Genomic DNA, 17,212 nt, shown 5'->3' on the forward strand with positions numbered 1-17,212 from the left:
CTCTGCGCTGGTCTCAGCATGGGCACACGATGACTTATCGGAGGCTCTCCCTGAACCACCGGTCAGCCGAAAGCGGGAACACCTCGGCGACGGGCGTCGGCGGTACGTCCACAACCGATGAACGATAGGCCGATGCAGTCTGCGAACGCGGGGAATCTCCCCGTACCGTCACTCCGACGGGAAGGGTCCGTACCATCTGACCATGGTGTCGGGCCTGGAGCGACGGGTCGGGCGGCGGGCGGTGCTCCTCGCCGCTGGCAGTGTGCTCGTCGGTTGCTCCCGGCAGTCCGAGGTCGATGAGGTTCAGCTGCGGCTGGCCACCGGGCCGGCCGGGGCGGTGTACCGGCGCATCGGCGGTGCGCTGGCCGAACGCATCTCCGAGCAGGTGCCGGGCGCCACGGTGACCACCGTGCCGAGTGGGGCGTCCACCGACAACATCCGGATGCTGCGCGCCGGCGACGTGCACCTCGGCCTGTCGAGCCTGGATGCGCTGATCACGGCCGACGGCAGCGGGCCCGAGGGGATCTCCGCGGTGTGTCGGCTCTACGAGAGTCACCTGCATCTCGTGGTGCTGGCCGGTTCGGCGATCGACGAGTTCGGGGATCTCGAGGCCAAGCGGGTGTCCCTCGGTGCGCGCGACTCGGGCACCGAGTTCACGTCGCTGCGGGTTCTCGAGCGTGGCCGGGTGACCGCCCACGTCCGGTATCTCAGCCAGGCCGAATCGGCGGCGGCCCTGGGCGCCGGCGAGATCGACGCCATGTTCTCCCTGACCGGCGTCCCGACGCCCGCCATCACGGACCTGGCACGGCGGCATCCGATCCGGCTGATCCCGCTGGACGAACAGGCCGCCGCGCTCGTCGCGGCATACCCCGGACCGTACGCTCCGGCCATGATCACCGCGACCGCCTACGTCGGTGTCCCGGCCACCCGGACCGTCGCCGTGCCGAACGTGCTTCTCGCGCGCAACGACCTGGCACCCGACCTGGTCTATGCCATCACCGACACGATTTTCACGCACACCGGCGCGATCGCCTCCGGCGGCCGCCAGGACGCCGACGCCGTTCCCGAGGCGTGGCAGATCAATGTGCGTACCGGAATCTCCACCGGGTCGATCAAGCTCCATCCGGGCGCCGCCGCCTGGTTCCGCGACCGCAAGCGCTGACCCGGGACCGCGTCAGACCGGTGCCGGAGCCGGGACGACCGGCAACGCGACCACGGCCGCGAATCCGTACCCGGACCCGTCCGGCCGGGGCAGGCCCTCCTCCAGCCGTAGCTCGCCCCCGGCGGCCCCGACCAGGTCGGCGCAGATCGCCAGGCCAAGGCCGGTCCCGGTGACATTCTGATGGCGCGGCGACCGCCAGAACCGGCGCAGTGCCTGGGCCCGCTCGGACGCGCCGAGCCCTTGGCCGTCGTCCCGGACGGCGATCATCACGGCACCGTCGCCGGCGCCCGGGCCACCGGGGACGACTCGGGCGGTCACCTCCACCACCCGGGCGTCCGACAGCCGCAGGGCATTGCTGATCAACTCGTCCAGGATGCTGCCCAGTCCGCCCGGTGGCTCCAGCAGCCGCAGCCCCGGCGGCACGTCGACCACCAGCGTCTCCCCGGCCGCCGCCGTCAGCGCCAGCCACCGGTTCACCCGGGTGGCCAGCACCACGTCCAGATCCACCGGCGACGCCGTCCGCATGCTCTCCATCCGGGCACTGGCCTGCAGCGAGTTGAGCATCCGCTGCATCGCCTTCAGCTCGTCGACGGCGACGTCGTACGCCGGACGCCCGTTGCCGGCCGGCGACAGATGCGGTTCCAGGCTCTCCACGGCGAGCCGGAGGCTGGTCAGCGGATTGCGCAACTGGTGCGAGGCGTCGGACACGAACGCCCGCTGCCGCTGTTCGGCGTTCTCGACCGCGTCCATCATGGTGTTGAACGATTCCGTCAGCCGCCGCAGCTCGACCGGGCCGGCCTCGGCCTCGGCGCGGATCGTGAGGTCGCCCTGGGAGATCCGTGCGGTCGCCGCGTCCAGCTGCCGCACCGGCCGCAGCACCCACGCCGACACCGGCCAGGCGACGGCCACCAGCGCGATCAACGGCAGCAGCCCGAGCCCGGCGAGCTGGGCCCAGCGCACGAGGATACGGTCGCGTGCCTTCGACAAGTCGGAGATCGTCACGACGGTGCCGACGACCTCGCTGTCGCGGCCGACCGGCTCGGCGACCACCAGCGCGGAGTCGTGCCACGGTGCCCACTCCCCGGACGGTTCGGACCGCGTCCCGGCCAGCGCCGCGGTCACGATCCGGGACAATCCCGGCGCGGACCGCGCCGCGTCCTGGTAGGCACCGGCCGGTCCGAGCAGCACCGCGCCGGACGTGTCGAGCACCGCTGCCGGGATTCCGTACAGCTCGTGGTAGCGCGTCAGCTCCTGGTCGAGCGCCTCGGTCCGCCCGGTCGACAGCGCGGTTTCGGCCAGCGAGGCGAACCGGCCGATGTCGTTGAGCCGGTCGACGTACACCTCCTGCATCTCCCGCTCGGCCACGGCGACGCTGAGCGGCACCCCGAGCGCCACGACGAGCAGCACGGCGAAGGGCACCAGGACGACGAGCAGGCGACGGCGCACGGCGGGTCAGCCGATCAGCTCCGGCTGATCGGCCAGGAGCCGATAACCCACCCCGTGGACCGTCCGGATGAGCACGTCCGGCCGGAGCTTGTGCCGCAACGCAGCGATGTGGGTGTCCAGGGTGCGACTCGAGGACTCCCAGGTCGCGCTCCAGATCTGGTCGAGGATGACGTCGCGGTTGACCACGTTCGGCGCCCGCCGGGACAGCAGCAGGAGCAACTCGAACTCCTTGCGGGTCAGCGTCGCGGGCGTGCCGCCGACGGTGACCTCGCGGGTGCCGACGCTGATCCGCATCGGGCCGAGGACGAGCGACTCGTCCGGGTGGCTCAGCGCACGAGCCGCCCGGGTGCGCCGCAGGACGGCATCGATCCGGGCCAGCAGCTCGGGGACGCCGAACGGCTTCACGATGTAGTCGTCGGCGCCGGCGCGCAGGCCACGGACCCGCTCGTGCTCCTCGGAGCGCGCGGTCACCGCGATGACGGCCGTCTCCGGGTGGTCACGCAGCTTGCGGATCAGGTCGAGCCCGTCGCCGTCGGGCAGGCCGAGGTCGACGAGAACCACGTCGGACGGCACGGCACACGCGGCCTCCGCGGCGGTGGCGATGCGGCGCACCTCGAAGCCGGCCTGGACCAGGACGGTCACCAGGCCCCGCGCCACACGGTCGTCATCCTCGATGACGGTTATCCGCATACCGGCGCATCCTACGCCCGGTGGGCGCTCGTGACGGCCGCCGAGTTCTTGGGATTCCTCTGACACCATCCGCGTCCGCGCCGGTTGAGACTGAGGCAGCACGCGCATCGACGCATGTGCGCACGCGCTGACGAGGAGGCCGCGACATGAGAACGACCAGCAGGCACCGGGCCGCCGCGCGGATGGTCGCCGCGATCGGCGCCGTTTCGCTCGTCGCCGCCTGTTCCGGCAACGGCGGCACCGAGAGCGACGGCGGCGGCGGGAAGTACCCGGAACAGAACATCACCTTCATCGTGCCCTTCAGCGCCGGCGGCCCGACGGACACCGTCACCCGGATGATCGCCGAGCCGATGGCGAAGCAACTCGGCGGCAAGATCGTCGTCCAGAACGTCGAGGGCGCCGGCGGCACGGTCGGCGCCGGCCGGGTCGCGCGGGCCGAGCCCGACGGCTACACCGTGCTCATGCACCACATCGGCATGTCCACCGCGCCCGCCCTCTACGCGAACCTGGGCTACAAACCGCTCGAGGACTTCGAGACGGTCGGGCTGGTCACCGAGGTGCCGATGACCATCGTCGCCCGCAAGACCTTCGAGCCCGCCACCCTCCAGGAGCTCGTGACCTACGTGAAGGCGAACGCGGGCAAGGTCACCCTCGCCAACGCCGGCCGCGGCGCCGCGTCGCACCTGTGCGGCCTGCTGTTCCAGTCCGCCGCCGGGGTCAAGCTGCAGGAGGTCCCGTATCAGGGCACCGGCCCCGCGCTGACCGACCTCGTCGGCGGCCAGGTCGACTTCATGTGCGACCAGTCGACCAACACCAGCGGCCAGATCTCCGCGGGCGAGGTGAAGGCGTACGCGGTCACCACCCCCGAGCGCGTCAAGAGCCTGCCCGACGTGCCCACCACGACCGAGGCCGGCATGCCCCAGCTCAAGGTCAGCGTGTGGCACGGCCTCTACGTCCCGAAGGGCACGCCGCCGGACGTCGTCCAGAAGCTGTCCGAGTCGCTGAAGGCGGCCCTGGCCGACCAGGGGGTCATCGATCAGATGGCGAAGCTCGGCACCGCGCCGGTCACGGCGGCGGACGCGACCCCGGAGGCCCACCGAGCCCAGCTCGAGGAGCAACTGGGCACCTGGGCGAAGGTCATCGCCGACGCCGGGGTCAAGGCCTCCTGAGGTGGAGCGCCGCCGGTCCCTCCCGGACATCCTCGCCGGGGGCATCTTCGTCCTGATCGGTGGCGCGTTCGCGGTAGGGGCGCTCGGCTACGAGCTGGGCACCCCGCTGCGGATGGGCCCCGGCTACTTCCCGCTGCTGGCCGCCGCGATCGTGACCGTCCTGGGCCTGGCGATCGTCGTCAAGGGACTGATCGTCGGCGAGGTGATCTCGTTCGGGCCGGTGCCGTGGCGGGCGATCGCCGCCATCGTGCTCGCGGTCCTGTTCTTCGGCGGCACCGTCCGGGGCCTCGGATTCGTACCGGCGTCGGCGGTGACCGCCCTGCTCACCACCATGGCCAGCGCGCGCGTGCGGCCACGCACGGCATTGGCCGTGTCCGCCGGGCTGACCGTGGCCGCCACGCTCATCTTCGTCGTCGGGCTCCAGCTGCGGATCCCGGTGTGGGGCCCGTGGCTCTCGTTCTGACGCGCCGACCGGATTGAGGGCATGGAACTCTTCGACAACCTGGTGCTGGGCTTCTCGACCGCCTTCATGGTCCAGAACGTTCTCTACTGCTTCCTGGGCGTGCTGCTCGGGACGGCCGTCGGTGTGCTGCCCGGTATCGGGCCGACCGCGACGGTGGCGATGCTGCTGCCGATCACGTTCAACTTCGAGCCGGTGACAGCGCTGATCATGCTGGCCGGCATCTACTACGGCGCCCAGTACGGTGGCTCGACCACGGCCATCCTGATCAACCTCCCGGGCGAGTCGTCGGCGGCGGTCACCGCGCTCGACGGCCACGAGATGGCCCGGCAGGGCCGGGCCGGGCCGGCGCTGGCCACCGCCGCGATCGGGTCCTTCTTCGCCGGTACGGTGGCCACTGTCGCGCTGGCCGTCGCGGCCCCACCGCTGGCCCGCGTCGCCTTGAAGTTCGGCCCGGCCGAGTATTTCTCGCTGGTGCTGCTCGGCCTGATCGTGTCGATCGCGCTGGCGCGCGGATCGACGCTCAAGGCGCTGGCGATGATCGTGCTCGGCGTCCTGTTCGGCACGGTCGGCCAGGACATCTACACCGGCACCCCCCGGTTCGTGTTCGACCAGCGCGAACTGTACGGCGGCATCGACTTCGTGTCGGTGGCCGTCGGCATGTTCGGGGTGGCCGAGATCCTGCGCAACCTGGAGAACGAACAGACCCGCACGGCCATCGTCAGCAAGGTGAAGCACCTCTGGCCGACCGCCGAGGACCGGCGCCGGATCGTCGGCCCGATCCTGCGGGGCACCGGGCTCGGCGCCGCGCTCGGCGTCCTGCCCGGCGGCGGCCACGTGCTGGCCTCGTTCACCTCGTACGCCGTCGAGAAGCGGATCTCGAAGCGGCCGCAGGAGTTCGGGCACGGCGCGATCGAGGGCGTCGCCGGCCCCGAGTCGGCGAACAACGCCGCCGCCCAGACGTCGTTCATCCCGCTGCTCACCCTGGGCCTGCCGGCCCACCCGGTGATGGCGCTGATGGTCGGCGCGTTCATCGTCCACGGCATCACCCCCGGGCCGAACGTCATCACCGACGAACCGGCGCTGTTCTGGGGCCTGATCGCGTCGATGTGGATCGGCAACGTGCTGCTGGTGCTGCTGAACCTGCCGCTGATCGGCATCTGGGTGCGCATGCTGCGCATCCCGTACCAGGTGCTGTTCCCGATGATCATTCTGTTCGCCGCGATCGGCACCTACTCGCTGGCCGCCAACGCGTACGACGTCTACGCGATCGCCTTCTTCGGGATCCTGGGCTACGTCCTGATCAAATGCGGCTGCGAGCCGGCGCCGCTGCTCCTCGGCTTCGTCCTCGGACCCCTGCTCGAGGAGAACCTGCGGCGAGCGCTGATCATCTCGCGCGGCGACCCGTCGGTCTTTCTGACCCGGCCGATATCCGTGGGCCTGCTGGCCCTGGCCGTGGCGGCGCTCGTCGTCGCCGTCCTCCCGACGATCCGCAAGCGGCGCGAGGCCGTGTTCGCCGAGGAGGAAGTAGGGGGTTCCCCCGCCGAAGGTGCTACACCGTGGCCCACACCACCTTGCCGCCCCGGGCCGGCATGGCGCCCCACGCGGCGGCGACGGTTTGCACCAGCATCAAGCCTCGTCCTCGTGCGGGGAGCGTCGCCTGCGGGCCGGCGTGCGCTGCTCCGCCCGGGTGCGGGAACCGGGTGGTGCCGTCATGCACGGCCACGTGCAGTCCCGTGCCGTCGTGGGACACCGTGACGATGAAGTCGGTGCCGGCGTGCTCGACCGCGTTGGTGGCCAGTTCGGACACGATCAGCGACGTGTCAGGCAGCAGGTGCGGTAGGTGCCAGACCTGGCACGCCTGCGTGACAAGGTCGCGGGCGGCGCTGACGGAGGCCGGCTGCGGCGCCAGGCGAGCCTGCATCCGGTCGGCGCGCGGCATCCGCTCGGCCGTCGCCATGCGTGCCTCGAGCGCGGTGGCGAACAAGCGTGGATGTTGTCCTTGGAGAGTCCGGAGCCGCCGGCTCAACGCTGTCGTGGCGGGCAGGCTGAACGCCAGGTGCACCGAGCACCGCCCGAGCCGGGCCTGCCGCCACGCCCGCAACCAGAACGGCATGCTGACCCCGTACGCGTCATCCAGGTGCTGCAGATCGATGATGATCGAGACGGACGGGCCGGCCAGGCACAAGCGCAGCCCGGCGGACACCTGTTCGCAGAGATGGTGCGACCACTGACCGTGCACCGCCAACTCGACCACCGAGATGCTCGCGTTGCCGGTGACGGTCACCCCCGCCCCGTGCCGATCGGTCATGGAGGTGAGCAGGTACGGAGGCCCCAGCGGCCGCACCTGCTCGCGCCGTTCCGTAGCGGTCATCGACGACCGCCCAGACCCACGGTCCGGCAATCCACCGTCGGGTGGGCGAGATGGCGTGGCACCGTCACGGCTGCTCCTGGCAGCTCGCAGTCAGCCGCTGGTTGGTGGACCTCTTCGGGACTTCAGGCCGGGGTTACCCCGGCTCCGGCGGGCAGGGCCGGTTCGGGGTCGGACCGGAGGGCGTCGGCATCGATGCCGAGGGTTCGCAGCAACGACGCATGATCGGTCGTGTCGATCAGCGCGGGCAGGTCCTTGTCGACCCAGTCGGCCCGGCGGTGGAGGTCCCGTGCGCGCAGCGCCGCCACCACCCTGGTCTTCTCGATGTACGTCTTCGCGGTGATGAAGTCTCCTTCTTGCCCTGGCGGTCTGGATCCTCCACGACGGGGGACGCACCGGCAGAGCGAACAACTCCACCGTACGCCTCCTGGCCGGCCGCAGCGTATCGATCGGTCACGATCAACAGCGGCGTGGTGTGTCCATGCCGGCGAGGTGGCCGGAGCGGCTGTGTCGGATGAGCGACGGATGATTCCCGCAGCCACGACCGACGAGGAGATCGACGGCGGCCGTGTGCCGCTCTTGGCCGGATTGCGACAGCGCCGAACCGGACGAGTGCCTACCATTCGTGCATGCTCACCGGAGCGATGGCCCTCTATGGCCGAAGCCCGGAATGCCGGAAAATCGACGAGCTGCTGGCCGGACTGCGCACCGGTGCCGGCGGCAGCCTGCTCTTCACCGGCGATCCGGGGATCGGCAAGACCGCCCTGCTGGTCTACGCGGCCGAGCGGGCCGGCGCCGGCCATGTGCTGATGGTGCACGGCACGGAGGCCGAGCACCAGCTGCCCTTCGCCGGCCTGCACGCGTTGCTGGCCCCGGTGCGGCACCTGCTGCCCGGCATCCCGGAGCATCAGTGCGCCGCCCTGTCCGCCGGTCTCGGCTCCGGCCCGCAGCCCGTCCCCGACCCGTACGCGGTGGGCGCCGGCACGCTGAGCCTGCTCACCGCCGAGCGGGCTCCCGGGTTGCTGCTCGTCGACGATCTGCACCTGCTGGACCAGGAGTCGCGGCGCGCGGTGCTTTTCGTGGCCCGCCGGGCGGCCGGTGTCGGGGTGGGCGTGATCGCCACCATGGACCCCTGCGCCGACGGCCATCACCTGGAGCCGCATCAGCTGGAGCCGCTCGACGACGACGAGGCCGAAGCAGTGCTGCGGGAGGCGGCCCCGGTGCCGCTCTCCGCCACGGCGCTGCGGCGGCTGGTCCGCACCTGCGGGGGAGTGCCGCTCGCGTTGGTCGAGACGCCCGCCGTGCTCGACGCGGCAGAGCTCGGCGGTGGGGTGCCGCTGCCCGATCCGCTTCCGGTGGGTCCCCGGGTGCTGAACGCCGTGCGCCGCCGGGCCGCCGGGCTCACCGAGGCGCACTGGTCGGCCCTGCTGGTCGTGGCCGCGGCCGGCGACGCCGGTCTGCTGGCGATCCGGGCCGTGCTCGCCGAGCTCGGCCTGTCCGCCGAGGCGCTGGAGTCGGCCGAGGCCGCGGGGCTGCTGCGCTGCCACGGCAACGAGGTGACGTTCGCCGACCCGCTGGTCTGCTGCGCCGCGTACCAGCAGGGCGATGTGCCGCACCGGCGGCGGGTGCACGGCGCGTTCGCGGCGGTGACCACCGGCGCCCAGCGCGCCCGTCACCTCGGGATCGCCACCCTGGGCCTGGACGAACCGGTCGCCGACGAGCTGGAACGGGCCGCGGTCCAGCCGTACGCGGCGCTGACCATGAGCGCGGTCGCGCGGCTGCTGGAGTGCGCTGCCGAGCTGACCGGCGACGCCGCGGCCCGGGCCCGGCGCAGCACGGTCGCGGCCGAGTGCTGGCAGCTCGCGGGCTACCCGGAGCGGGCCACCCGGATCGGTGAGGAGATCGCCCACCGCAGCGACGACGTCTGCGTCCGGGCCGAGGTGCAGGCCCTGCTGGCCCGGGCCGACCGGGTCCGGGCCCGCCCCGAGCAGGCCCGCCGCACGCTGCGCCGGGAGGCGGTCCGGGTCCGGTCGCTCGACCCCGATCGGGCGGCCGCGATGCTGCTCGCGGTCGCCGACGCCGAGGTGCTCGCCGGGGAGCCGCGGGGTGCGCTGGCCGCGGTCACGCAGGCCGGCCGGTTGCGCCGTTCCGGCGCCGGGCCGCCGCCGGAGGTGTTCACCGGGCGGCGGGCCGCCGCGATCGCCGTCACCGGGCAACTGGTGGCGGCCCGGGAGGTCTGGTCCGCCTGCCGGGTTCCCCTCGAGAGGCTGGTCGGCGACGGGGCGCTGCCGGTCGGCTGGCGCGGCGACCTCTGGCTCTGGTATCCGGTGCTGCTGCTCCGGCTCGGCGAGCTGGCCGCCGTCACGCCGTTGCTGGAGGAACTGGTCTTCGAGGCCCGCCGGCGCGAGATCGACAGCCTGCTGGCCGGGCTGCTGGCGATCCAGGCGGAGCTGCACGTGCGCACCGGGGCCTGGGAGGACTCGCTGGCGGAGGCGGCGGAGGCGGCCCGGCGGGCCGGGCGGCTCGGGCAAGGGGCGTACGAGGCGGCGGCGCGGCTCTGTCAGGCCCGGATCGCCGCGGCGCGGGGCGACAGTGACCGGTGCCGCGCCCTGCTCGCCCAGGTCCGGCAGCTCACGAGCGGCCTCCGGCTGGGCAGCCTGGTGGTGCCGGCGGAGGCGACGGAGGGGCTGCTCGAGTTGAGTCTCGGTGACGACGCGGCCGCGTACGCCCGGCTGGAGGGCGCCGCCCGGCACGCCGAGGCCCAGGGCGCGCCGGACTTCGGGCGCGTTCCCTGGGTGGGCGACCTGACCGAGGCCGCCGTCCGTTCCGGTCACCGGGACGAGGCCCGGCGGCTGGTCGCCGAGGTGGCCGCGCAGGGCGCCGGGTCCCTGCCGCTGCGCGCGGTGCTCGGCCGCTGCGCCGGGCTGGTCACCCCGGACCGGGCCACCGAGCTGTTCCGCGCCGCGGCCGGCACCGGCGAGCCGTTCGAGGCGGCCCGCGCCCAGCTGCTCCTGGGGGAATCCCTGGCCACCCTGGGATACCGGGCCGAGGCGGAGGCACCGCTGCGCCGGGCCCGCGACACCTTCGACCGGCTCGCGGCGCTTCCCTGGTCGGGCCGAGCGCAGCGGGCCCTCGACCAGGAGGATCCCGGGCACCCACCCGCGCCGGAGCAGCCGGAGCAGCGGGAGCAGCGGGAGCAGCGGGAGCAGCGGGAGCAGCGGGAGCAGCGGGAGCAGCGGGAGCAGGCTGAACAGCCTGAACAGCGGGAGCAGCCGCCGAGCTGGCGGGTGACCGGGCTGACCGCCCAGGAGCTGCGGGTCGCCGAGCTGGTGGGACGGGGGATCACCAACCGGGAGGCGGCCCGGACGCTCTACCTCAGCCCCAAGACCGTCGAGTTCCACCTGCGTGGCATCTACCGCAAGCTCGGCCTGCGCTCCCGTGCCGAGTTGGCGCACCTCGTCGGCCGGGACGGAAACCAGGGGGAATCCCCGGCCCGCTGAGATCCGCGTTCCCCGGGCGCCTTGCCAGGGTTCTCATCGGCGCGCCGCCGCGGTCCGCCGTCCTACCGTCGTCCCGTCGTGCCGAATCGGGCGGCTGTGCATCGGGCGGCTGGGATCGGGGAGGAGATCGCGGTGGGCGACCACAACGTCATCGCCGACGTCTCCGAGATCCTGCTCGCGCTGCTCGCGGACGCGATCGGCGACCTCGGCGGCATCGAACGGCCGCTGGCCATCCTGGACGACCTCTCCGGAACCATCCCGATCAGCCCGCCGAAGCTGACGCTCTTCCTCTACGAGATCGCCGAGGACCCGGCGTCGCGCAACCGGGCGAACATCCGCGTCGAGCCGTCCGGCGCCGACCCGCGGGTCGGTGTCCGCAAGCCGCCGATGGCACTGGTGCTGCGCTACCTGATCACGGCCTGGGGCGGGGACCAGCTCACCCAGCACAAGATGCTGGGCCGGGCGATGGAGGCCCTCTACAACGACGCGATCGTCGAGGGCGGGGAGCTGACCGGCAGCCTGGCCGGCACCACCGACTCGCTGCACCTCACCCTCACCCCGCTCACCCTCGACCAGAAGTCGTACGTCTGGTTCGCCCTGCAGAAGCCGTACCGGCTCTCGCTCAACTACGAGGTGCGCGTGGTCAACCTGGAGGCCGCGGCCCGCGCGGAGGTGCGCCCGGTGACCGCCCGCGCCACCGATGCCGACCTGCTCCGGAACCGGCGATGACGGGCCGGCCCCGGGTCTCGCTCAGCGGCGGCTGGCTGGTGCTCTGGGACGAGTTCCACCGGGACCGGTACACCGGTCCGCTCCGGACCTCCCTGGAGCGCTGGACCGGCGCGGAGTGGGCGCCGGACGAGGCGCGCCCGCTGGTCACGCTCGGCCGGGTGCTGACCTATCCCGGCCTGGGACGGCGCCGCCAGCCCTGGCCCGCCGAGTCGAGCCTGTACCGGGTCCGGGTCGACGCTCCCGGCTACCACGCCCTCTACCCGCCGGACGAGCCGCCGGACCTTCAGGAACAGACCCCGGAGGAGTACGCGGACGAGTTCGACGCCGCGGTGGACGCCCGGGAGTTCGTGGTACCGCACTACGACGATCTGAACCCGCCCGCCGACGAGGAACGGCAGCGGCCCGAGCGGCTGCGGCTGGTGCCGGCGGTCGCCTTCGGGTACCCGCCGGGCACCCGGGTGATCCGCGGCCTGGTGCGCCGTCCCGGCGGCACCGGGATCGCCGGCGCGCTGGTCCAGGCCCGCACGCCGGACCGGAACCGGTACGGCGACTGGTACGAGCGGACCGTCACCGACCCCGGCGGAAGGTTCCGGCTGGCCCTGCGCTGGCGGGGCCGGGTGACCGGTTCGGACGTGCTGCGCCCTCCGTTCGAGGTGTTCACCGTGGGCGCCTACCAGGCACCGCGCCGGGCCGGTTCGGTCGAGGTCCGCCTCGACCGGTCCGCCGGGCAGCCGGGCGGTACGGAGCCCGACCCCTACGTCATCGAGATCGGCGATTAGGCAGGAGCAGCGGAATGCCCGAATACCTGAGCCCCGGCGTGTTCATCGAGGAGATCGACGCCGGCCCGCGCCCGATCGCGGGCGTCAGCACCAGCACGGCCGGCATGGTCGGGGTGACCCGGCGCGGGCCCGCCAACGGCAAGCCCCGCCTGGTCACCAGCTACCTCGAGTTCCAGCGGACGTTCGGGGCCSTCGCTGCCCGACCCCGACGCGGCGGTGGTGAGCAAGTGGGCGAACAACGCCACCGAGGGCGGCCACTGGTGGACGTTCCCGCTCGCGGTGCGCGGGTTCTTCGAGAACGGCGGGCAGCGGCTCTTCGTCAAGCGGGTGCTCAGCCGCACCGCCAAGCCGGCGAAGGCGACCCTGACGAGCGGGCTGAGCAGCGAGATCGTCCAGGATGCCGGGCCCGGCAGCACGGTGATCGAGGTACGGCACCTGCTCGGCTTCGCCGGCGGCAACCAGGACATCAAGATCTTCCGGGGCGACACCGACCAGGAACTCCAGACCGTCCAGGTCAAGTCCTATGCGGTCGGTGCCCGCGCCACGGTCGAGTTGGCCGCCGGCCTGACGGACGCGGTGCGCGTCGGGCGGGGCGACTACATCGCGGTCCGCCCCGGGGCGGAGCTGGGCGACGCCGTCACGTTCACCGCGAGCAGCGGCGGCGGGTGGGGCCGGAATCTGCGGGTCCGGCTGCGGCCGGTGGTCGGGGCGCAACTGCCGCTGCTGGCGGACCCCAGCGAGGGGGAACTCTTCGTCACGCGGCTGGTCGACCCGGTGCGCAAGGCGGACGATCCCGTCCGGGTCCCCGCGGACGACCTCGGCGAGCTGCCCGACGACGTCTGGGTGCTGATCGAGGGCCGCCGGTTCAAGGCGGCGCGCAGCGATCGCGACGCCGCCGGCAACGTGACGCTGACCTTGACGAACCCGTTCCCCCCGGGCGAGGTCACGTTCGACTGGGACGCGGGCACCGCGGTGCAGCGGGTGCGCCTCGCCAACCGGGGCGCGACGAACACCGTCCGGATCGGCGGCGCCGCCCGGCTGTACTCCGGGGCACTGCTGCAATTCGACAACGGCGCGGCGCTGACCGTGCGCGAGGTCGACGGCGCTCCGGTCGGCGACCTGGTCACCCTCACGGAGAACGTGACCGGTCGCTACTTCGACAACCAGCGCGTCCTGCTGATCGAGGCCGAGACCACCGCCCGCTTCACCGACGAGGACGGCGACGTCACCGAGGAGATCTTCGGCAACCTGCGCTGGGGCCTGGACGAGCCGGACGGCGTGGTCCGTGCGGTCTCGGCCCGCTCCGAGCTGGTCACCGCCTCCGCGCCCGGACCGCTGGTCAGCGCCGGACCGTGGTTCGCCGGCGGGGAACGGGCGTGGACGCCGCTGGACGAGGACGGTCTGGACAACTACCAGGATCTGGTCCCCCGCGACTTCGTGGGGGTGGACGGCGGCAGCGGACGGCGTACCGGGATCGTGGCCCTGGAGGACATCGACGACGTGGCCATCTGCGCGGTGCCCGGCGTCTGGTCCGGAACCGTGCAGCAGGCCCTGATCGGCCACTGCGAGGAGCTGAAGGACCGGTTCGCGATCCTGGATCCGCAGGACGGCCTCGGCGTCGACGAGATCCTCGACTTCCGCGCACCCTACGACACCAAGTACGCCGCGCTCTACTACCCGTGGGTGGTGCTCAACCACCCGGTCACCGGGCTGCCCACGAACGTCCCGCCGGCCGGGCACATCGCCGGGATCTACGCCCGCACCGACGTCGAGCGCGGCGTGCACAAGGCGCCCGCCAACGCCATCGTGCGCGGCATCAACCTGCGCGACGGGCTCGCCGGCGATCTCACCCGGCGCCACCAGGACCTGCTGAACCCGAGGGGGATCAACGCGTTGCGGTACTTCCCGGGGATGGGCAACCGGGTGTGGGGTGCCCGCACCCTCTCCTCGGACAGCGCGTGGCGCTACGTCAACGTCCGTCGCCTCTTCATCTTCCTGGAGGAGTCGATCGAGGAAGGCACCCAGTGGGTGGTGTTCGAACCGAACGCCGAACCGCTCTGGGCGCTGGTCAAGCAGACCGTGGAGAACTTCCTGGACACCGTGTGGCGCAGCGGCGCGCTGGCCGGCACCAGCCCGGACGAGGCGTACTTCGTGGCCTGCGACCGCACCACGATGACCGAGGCCGACCTGCAGAACGGCCGCCTGATCTGCGTGATCGGGGTGGCGCCGGTCTTCCCGGCCGAATTCGTCATCTTCCGCATCCAGCAGAAGACCCGCGAGACCCAGCCCGCGTGAGGGGAGCCCCGAGATGCCGCCCGTGTTCCGTGCCGATCCGTACGCCGGCTACAACTTCCAGGTCATCGTCACCAACGTCAGCGACGACGGCACCGCAGTCAGCGGTGCGTTCACCGAGGTGTCCGGCATCGAGCTGGAGATCACCCCGATCGAGTACCGGACCGGGGCCGAGGACATCACCGTTCGCAAGATCCCGGGACTGAAGAAGTACACCAACCTCAGCCTCAAGCGGGGCATCACCGGCGACATCGCGTTCTGGAACTGGATCGTCGAGGCGCTCAACGGCAAGGTCCGGCGCACCGCCGGCTCGGTGATCCTGCTCGACGAGAACCGTCAGGAGGCCATGCGCTGGAACTTCGACCGCGCGTGGCCGACCAAGTACACCGGGCCGTCGCTCGGCGCCGGCAAGAACGAGATCGCCATGGAGACGCTGGTCCTGGCGGTCGAGCGTCTCGCCATCGCGGTCTAGGGGGCCGGCGGAGATGGTGGCCGACCTGCTTCCCGGCCTGCGGGTGACCGTGGCGCCGCGCGAGCCCGAGCCGGACCCGGCGCGTACCGACGTGGCGGTGCTGCTCGGTGGTTTCGCGCGTGGCCCGGTCGGCACGCCGTGCCGGGTGGGCGGCTGGACCGAGGCACAGGAGCTCTTCGGCCCGGTCGGCGGCCGATGGTCCACCCCGTACGCGGTCCGGGGTTTCTTCGCCAACGGCGGCCGGACCGCCTGGCTGCTCCGGGTCGGCGGACCCGGCGCGGCCACCGCCGCCGCGGTCTGGACCGTGGGCGAGACGGCCGGCGGCCGGTGGACCGGGTCGGCGCCAGCCCGGGGCGGCTTCCCGTACACCGCGTACGAGATCACCGCGACCAGCCCCGGCGCCTGGGCGAACCAGACCCGGGTCGACATCACCTTCCGGGCCAGCAGCGTGGCCGGGCCGCCGGTGGTGAGCTTCCGCATCACCACCCCCGGCGAGCCCGTCGAGATCTTCCCGGCCCTGCCCCCGGCCGTCCTGGTGCAGCGGCTCACCGCCTCCCGGCTGATCCGGCTCGTCCCGGTCCCCGGCACGCAGGCGCCGCCGGCCACCCCGTCCGGCCCGCTCACCCGGACCTGGCAGATCGTGCTGGGCGGGCCCGGCGCCACCACCACCCGCGGTGCGGACCCGGAACCCACCGAGGCCGGCTACCAGGAGGCCGTCCGCGAGCAGGCCACGCTGGCCGAACCGGCCCTGATCGCGCTCCCCGACCTCGGTGCCGATCTCGGCGATACCGAGTCCCGCACGGGCGTGCTCCGCACCCTGCTCGCCGAGATCGCCCCGCTGCGCGACCGGCTCGCCGTCCTCGACGTCACCGGCACCGCCGCGATGTCAGCCGGCCCGATGCCCGCCGAGCAGGTGCGGAGCTGGGTCGCGGGCCTCGCCGGCCTGGAGCCCGACCTGCTGCGGGCGGCCGCCGCCTATCACCCGGCGGTCCGGGTGCCGGACCCGGCGGACCCGGCCGGCGGGCTGCGCACGGTGCCCTGCAGCGGTCACGTGCTCGGCCTCATCGCCCGCCTCGACGGCGAGCGCGGCCCGCACCAGACCCCGGCGAACGCCGCCCTGCTCGACGTCGCCGACCTGGCCACCGGCTATCCGGTGGAGCAGGAGGCGAGGCTCTCGGCGGCCGGGGTCAACCTGCTGCGCGCCCCGGCCGGGCGTGGCCCGCTGGTGTGGGGCGGCCGCACGCTCCTGACCGCCGCCGGTGCCGAGAACCCGGCGGCGAGCGGCCGGTTCGTCGCCCACCGGCGGCTCGTGCACCTGCTGGTCCGCGCGATCCGCCGGGTCGCCGAGCCGCTGATCTTCGAGGTCAACGGCCCCGAGCTGCGGTTCACCCTGGTCCGCGGGATCACCTCGGTGCTGCTGTCCGCGTTCCGCTCCGGCGCGCTCGCCGGTGACCGCCCCGAGCAGGCGTTCACGGTGGTCTGCGACGAGCGCAACAACCCGCCCGGCGCCGACCCGGCCGCCGTGGTCTGCGACATCGGGGTGGCACCGGCGAACCCGATGGAATTCATCGACATCCGCCTGGTGCTCGGCCAGGACCGCGCCCTGGAGGTGATCGAACGGTGACCGCGCCGACCCCGCTGGACGCGCTCCGCCCGGATCCGGTGCCCAAGCACCGGTTCCTGGTGACGCTCGACCCCGGCGACGTCTATCTGCCGCCGGCCCAGGCGCTGCTGCTGCCGCTGCTCGCGGCCGGCGCCTTCCAGGAGGTCACCGGGCTGGGTGGCCAGCTCGAGGTGGTCTCGTACGCCGAGGGCGGCCACAACGACGCGGTGCACCAGCTACCCCTGCGCTACAGCTGGAACCGCCTCACCCTCAAGCGTGGCGTGGCCCGCGGCCCCGGACTCTGGGCGTGGTACGCGGCCGGCCTGGGCGACTCGCTCGGCGCCCGCCGCGACGGGGCCGTGCTGCTGCTCGGCGCCGACGGGCTGCCCGCCGCGGCGTGGTCCTTCCACGCCGGGCTGGCCGCCAAGTGGACCGGCCCGGACCTGCACGCCGAGCAGAGCGCGGTGGCGGTCGAGCAGCTCGAGATCGCCCACGAGGGATTGAGCCAGACCGGCATCGACGCGGTCCTACGGGCCTGA

At 73.0% G+C, this 17,212-nt stretch carries 14 protein-coding genes and 1 pseudogene; 11 read left to right on the forward strand and 4 right to left on the reverse strand.

All coding sequences use genetic code 11. From position 1 onward, the window contains the following. Nucleotides 1-202 precede the first annotated feature (202 nt). On the forward strand, nucleotides 203-1,162 hold the full coding sequence (locus DMB66_RS18845) for a TAXI family TRAP transporter solute-binding subunit (RefSeq protein ID WP_125805407.1): 960 nt from the start codon (nucleotides 203-205) through the stop codon (nucleotides 1,160-1,162). Between the two features lie 12 nt (nucleotides 1,163-1,174). Here DMB66_RS18845 and DMB66_RS18850 read toward each other — a convergent pair whose 3' ends face one another. Next, the gene (locus DMB66_RS18850; RefSeq protein ID WP_125805408.1) at nucleotides 1,175-2,608 is read right to left on the reverse strand and encodes a HAMP domain-containing sensor histidine kinase; all 1,434 of its coding nucleotides are present in this window, start codon (nucleotides 2,606-2,608) and stop codon (nucleotides 1,175-1,177) included. A 6-nt stretch (nucleotides 2,609-2,614) separates the two neighbouring features. Then, nucleotides 2,615-3,298 (reverse strand): response regulator transcription factor, encoded by a 684-nt coding sequence (locus DMB66_RS18855; RefSeq protein WP_125805409.1) that lies wholly within the window; start codon nucleotides 3,296-3,298, stop codon nucleotides 2,615-2,617. A gap of 146 nt (nucleotides 3,299-3,444) precedes the next feature. On the opposite strand from DMB66_RS18855, the gene DMB66_RS18860 reads away from it, so the two are divergent. The 3 genes and pseudogenes from DMB66_RS18860 to DMB66_RS18870 all read left to right on the forward strand — a co-directional run. Next, entirely contained in the window at nucleotides 3,445-4,467 is a 1,023-nt protein-coding gene (locus DMB66_RS18860) for a tripartite tricarboxylate transporter substrate-binding protein (RefSeq protein WP_125805410.1), read from the forward strand. A 1-nt stretch (nucleotide 4,468) separates the two neighbouring features. Beyond that, the gene (locus tag DMB66_RS18865) at nucleotides 4,469-4,930 is read left to right on the forward strand and encodes a tripartite tricarboxylate transporter TctB family protein (RefSeq protein WP_125805411.1); all 462 of its coding nucleotides are present in this window, start codon (nucleotides 4,469-4,471) and stop codon (nucleotides 4,928-4,930) included. A 66-nt stretch (nucleotides 4,931-4,996) separates the two neighbouring features. Next, nucleotides 4,997-6,253, forward strand: a pseudogene (locus tag DMB66_RS18870) (tripartite tricarboxylate transporter permease); the annotation flags it as partial. Nucleotides 6,254-6,479: 226 nt separating this feature from the next. On the opposite strand, the gene DMB66_RS63820 reads toward DMB66_RS18870, so the two are convergent. Both DMB66_RS63820 and DMB66_RS18880 read right to left on the reverse strand, forming a co-directional pair. Next, nucleotides 6,480-7,301 carry an ATP-binding protein gene (locus DMB66_RS63820; protein ID WP_125805412.1) on the reverse strand — a complete coding sequence of 274 codons (822 nt, stop codon included), beginning with the start codon at nucleotides 7,299-7,301 and terminating at the stop codon, nucleotides 6,480-6,482. A 122-nt stretch (nucleotides 7,302-7,423) separates the two neighbouring features. Then, nucleotides 7,424-7,609 (reverse strand): hypothetical protein, encoded by a 186-nt coding sequence (locus DMB66_RS18880; protein ID WP_125805413.1) that lies wholly within the window; start codon nucleotides 7,607-7,609, stop codon nucleotides 7,424-7,426. Nucleotides 7,610-7,927: 318 nt separating this feature from the next. Here DMB66_RS18880 and DMB66_RS18885 point away from each other — a divergent pair, with 318 nt between their 5' ends. From DMB66_RS18885 to DMB66_RS18915, 7 genes are all read left to right on the forward strand, one after another. Continuing rightward, complete coding sequence (locus DMB66_RS18885) at nucleotides 7,928-10,798, forward strand: LuxR family transcriptional regulator (protein WP_125805414.1); 2,871 nt, start codon at nucleotides 7,928-7,930, stop codon at nucleotides 10,796-10,798. 132 nt (nucleotides 10,799-10,930) lie between these two features. Further along, on the forward strand, nucleotides 10,931-11,527 hold the full coding sequence (locus tag DMB66_RS18890) for a DUF4255 domain-containing protein (protein ID WP_125805415.1): 597 nt from the start codon (nucleotides 10,931-10,933) through the stop codon (nucleotides 11,525-11,527). Then, complete coding sequence (locus DMB66_RS18895; protein ID WP_125805416.1) at nucleotides 11,524-12,306, forward strand: carboxypeptidase-like regulatory domain-containing protein; 783 nt, start codon at nucleotides 11,524-11,526, stop codon at nucleotides 12,304-12,306. The genes DMB66_RS18890 and DMB66_RS18895 overlap by 4 nt, the downstream gene beginning before the upstream one ends. Before the next feature lie 219 nt (nucleotides 12,307-12,525). After that, a complete protein-coding gene (locus DMB66_RS18900; protein ID WP_199752474.1) occupies nucleotides 12,526-14,601 on the forward strand; it encodes a phage tail sheath C-terminal domain-containing protein in 2,076 nt (691 codons plus the stop codon). Nucleotides 14,602-14,614: 13 nt separating this feature from the next. Beyond that, nucleotides 14,615-15,070, forward strand: a complete 456-nt coding sequence (locus DMB66_RS18905; protein ID WP_125805417.1) for a phage tail protein — start codon at nucleotides 14,615-14,617, stop codon at nucleotides 15,068-15,070. Nucleotides 15,071-15,083: 13 nt separating this feature from the next. After that, entirely contained in the window at nucleotides 15,084-16,694 is a 1,611-nt protein-coding gene (locus DMB66_RS18910; RefSeq protein WP_125805418.1) for a phage tail sheath subtilisin-like domain-containing protein, read from the forward strand. Next, nucleotides 16,691-17,212, forward strand: coding sequence for a phage tail protein (locus DMB66_RS18915; protein ID WP_199752476.1), 522 nt, complete (start codon nucleotides 16,691-16,693; stop codon nucleotides 17,210-17,212). Before DMB66_RS18910 ends, DMB66_RS18915 begins: the two co-directional genes overlap by 4 nt.

This window comes from Actinoplanes sp. ATCC 53533 (assembly GCF_003947245.1).

Excerpts from the sequence above, each read along its gene's own strand:
- DMB66_RS18845 (WP_125805407.1), top strand. The coding sequence starts at position 203 with ATGGTGTCGGGCCTGGAGCGACGGGTCGGGCGGCGGGCGGTGCTCCTC.
- DMB66_RS18855 (WP_125805409.1), bottom strand. The coding sequence starts at position 3,298 with ATGCGGATAACCGTCATCGAGGATGACGACCGTGTGGCGCGGGGCCTG.
- DMB66_RS18860 (WP_125805410.1), top strand. The coding sequence starts at position 3,445 with ATGAGAACGACCAGCAGGCACCGGGCCGCCGCGCGGATGGTCGCCGCG.
- DMB66_RS63820 (WP_125805412.1), bottom strand. The coding sequence starts at position 7,301 with ATGACCGCTACGGAACGGCGCGAGCAGGTGCGGCCGCTGGGGCCTCCG.
- DMB66_RS18885 (WP_125805414.1), top strand. The coding sequence starts at position 7,928 with ATGCTCACCGGAGCGATGGCCCTCTATGGCCGAAGCCCGGAATGCCGG.
- DMB66_RS18895 (WP_125805416.1), top strand. The coding sequence starts at position 11,524 with ATGACGGGCCGGCCCCGGGTCTCGCTCAGCGGCGGCTGGCTGGTGCTC.
- DMB66_RS18905 (WP_125805417.1), top strand. The coding sequence starts at position 14,615 with ATGCCGCCCGTGTTCCGTGCCGATCCGTACGCCGGCTACAACTTCCAG.
- DMB66_RS18910 (WP_125805418.1), top strand. The coding sequence starts at position 15,084 with ATGGTGGCCGACCTGCTTCCCGGCCTGCGGGTGACCGTGGCGCCGCGC.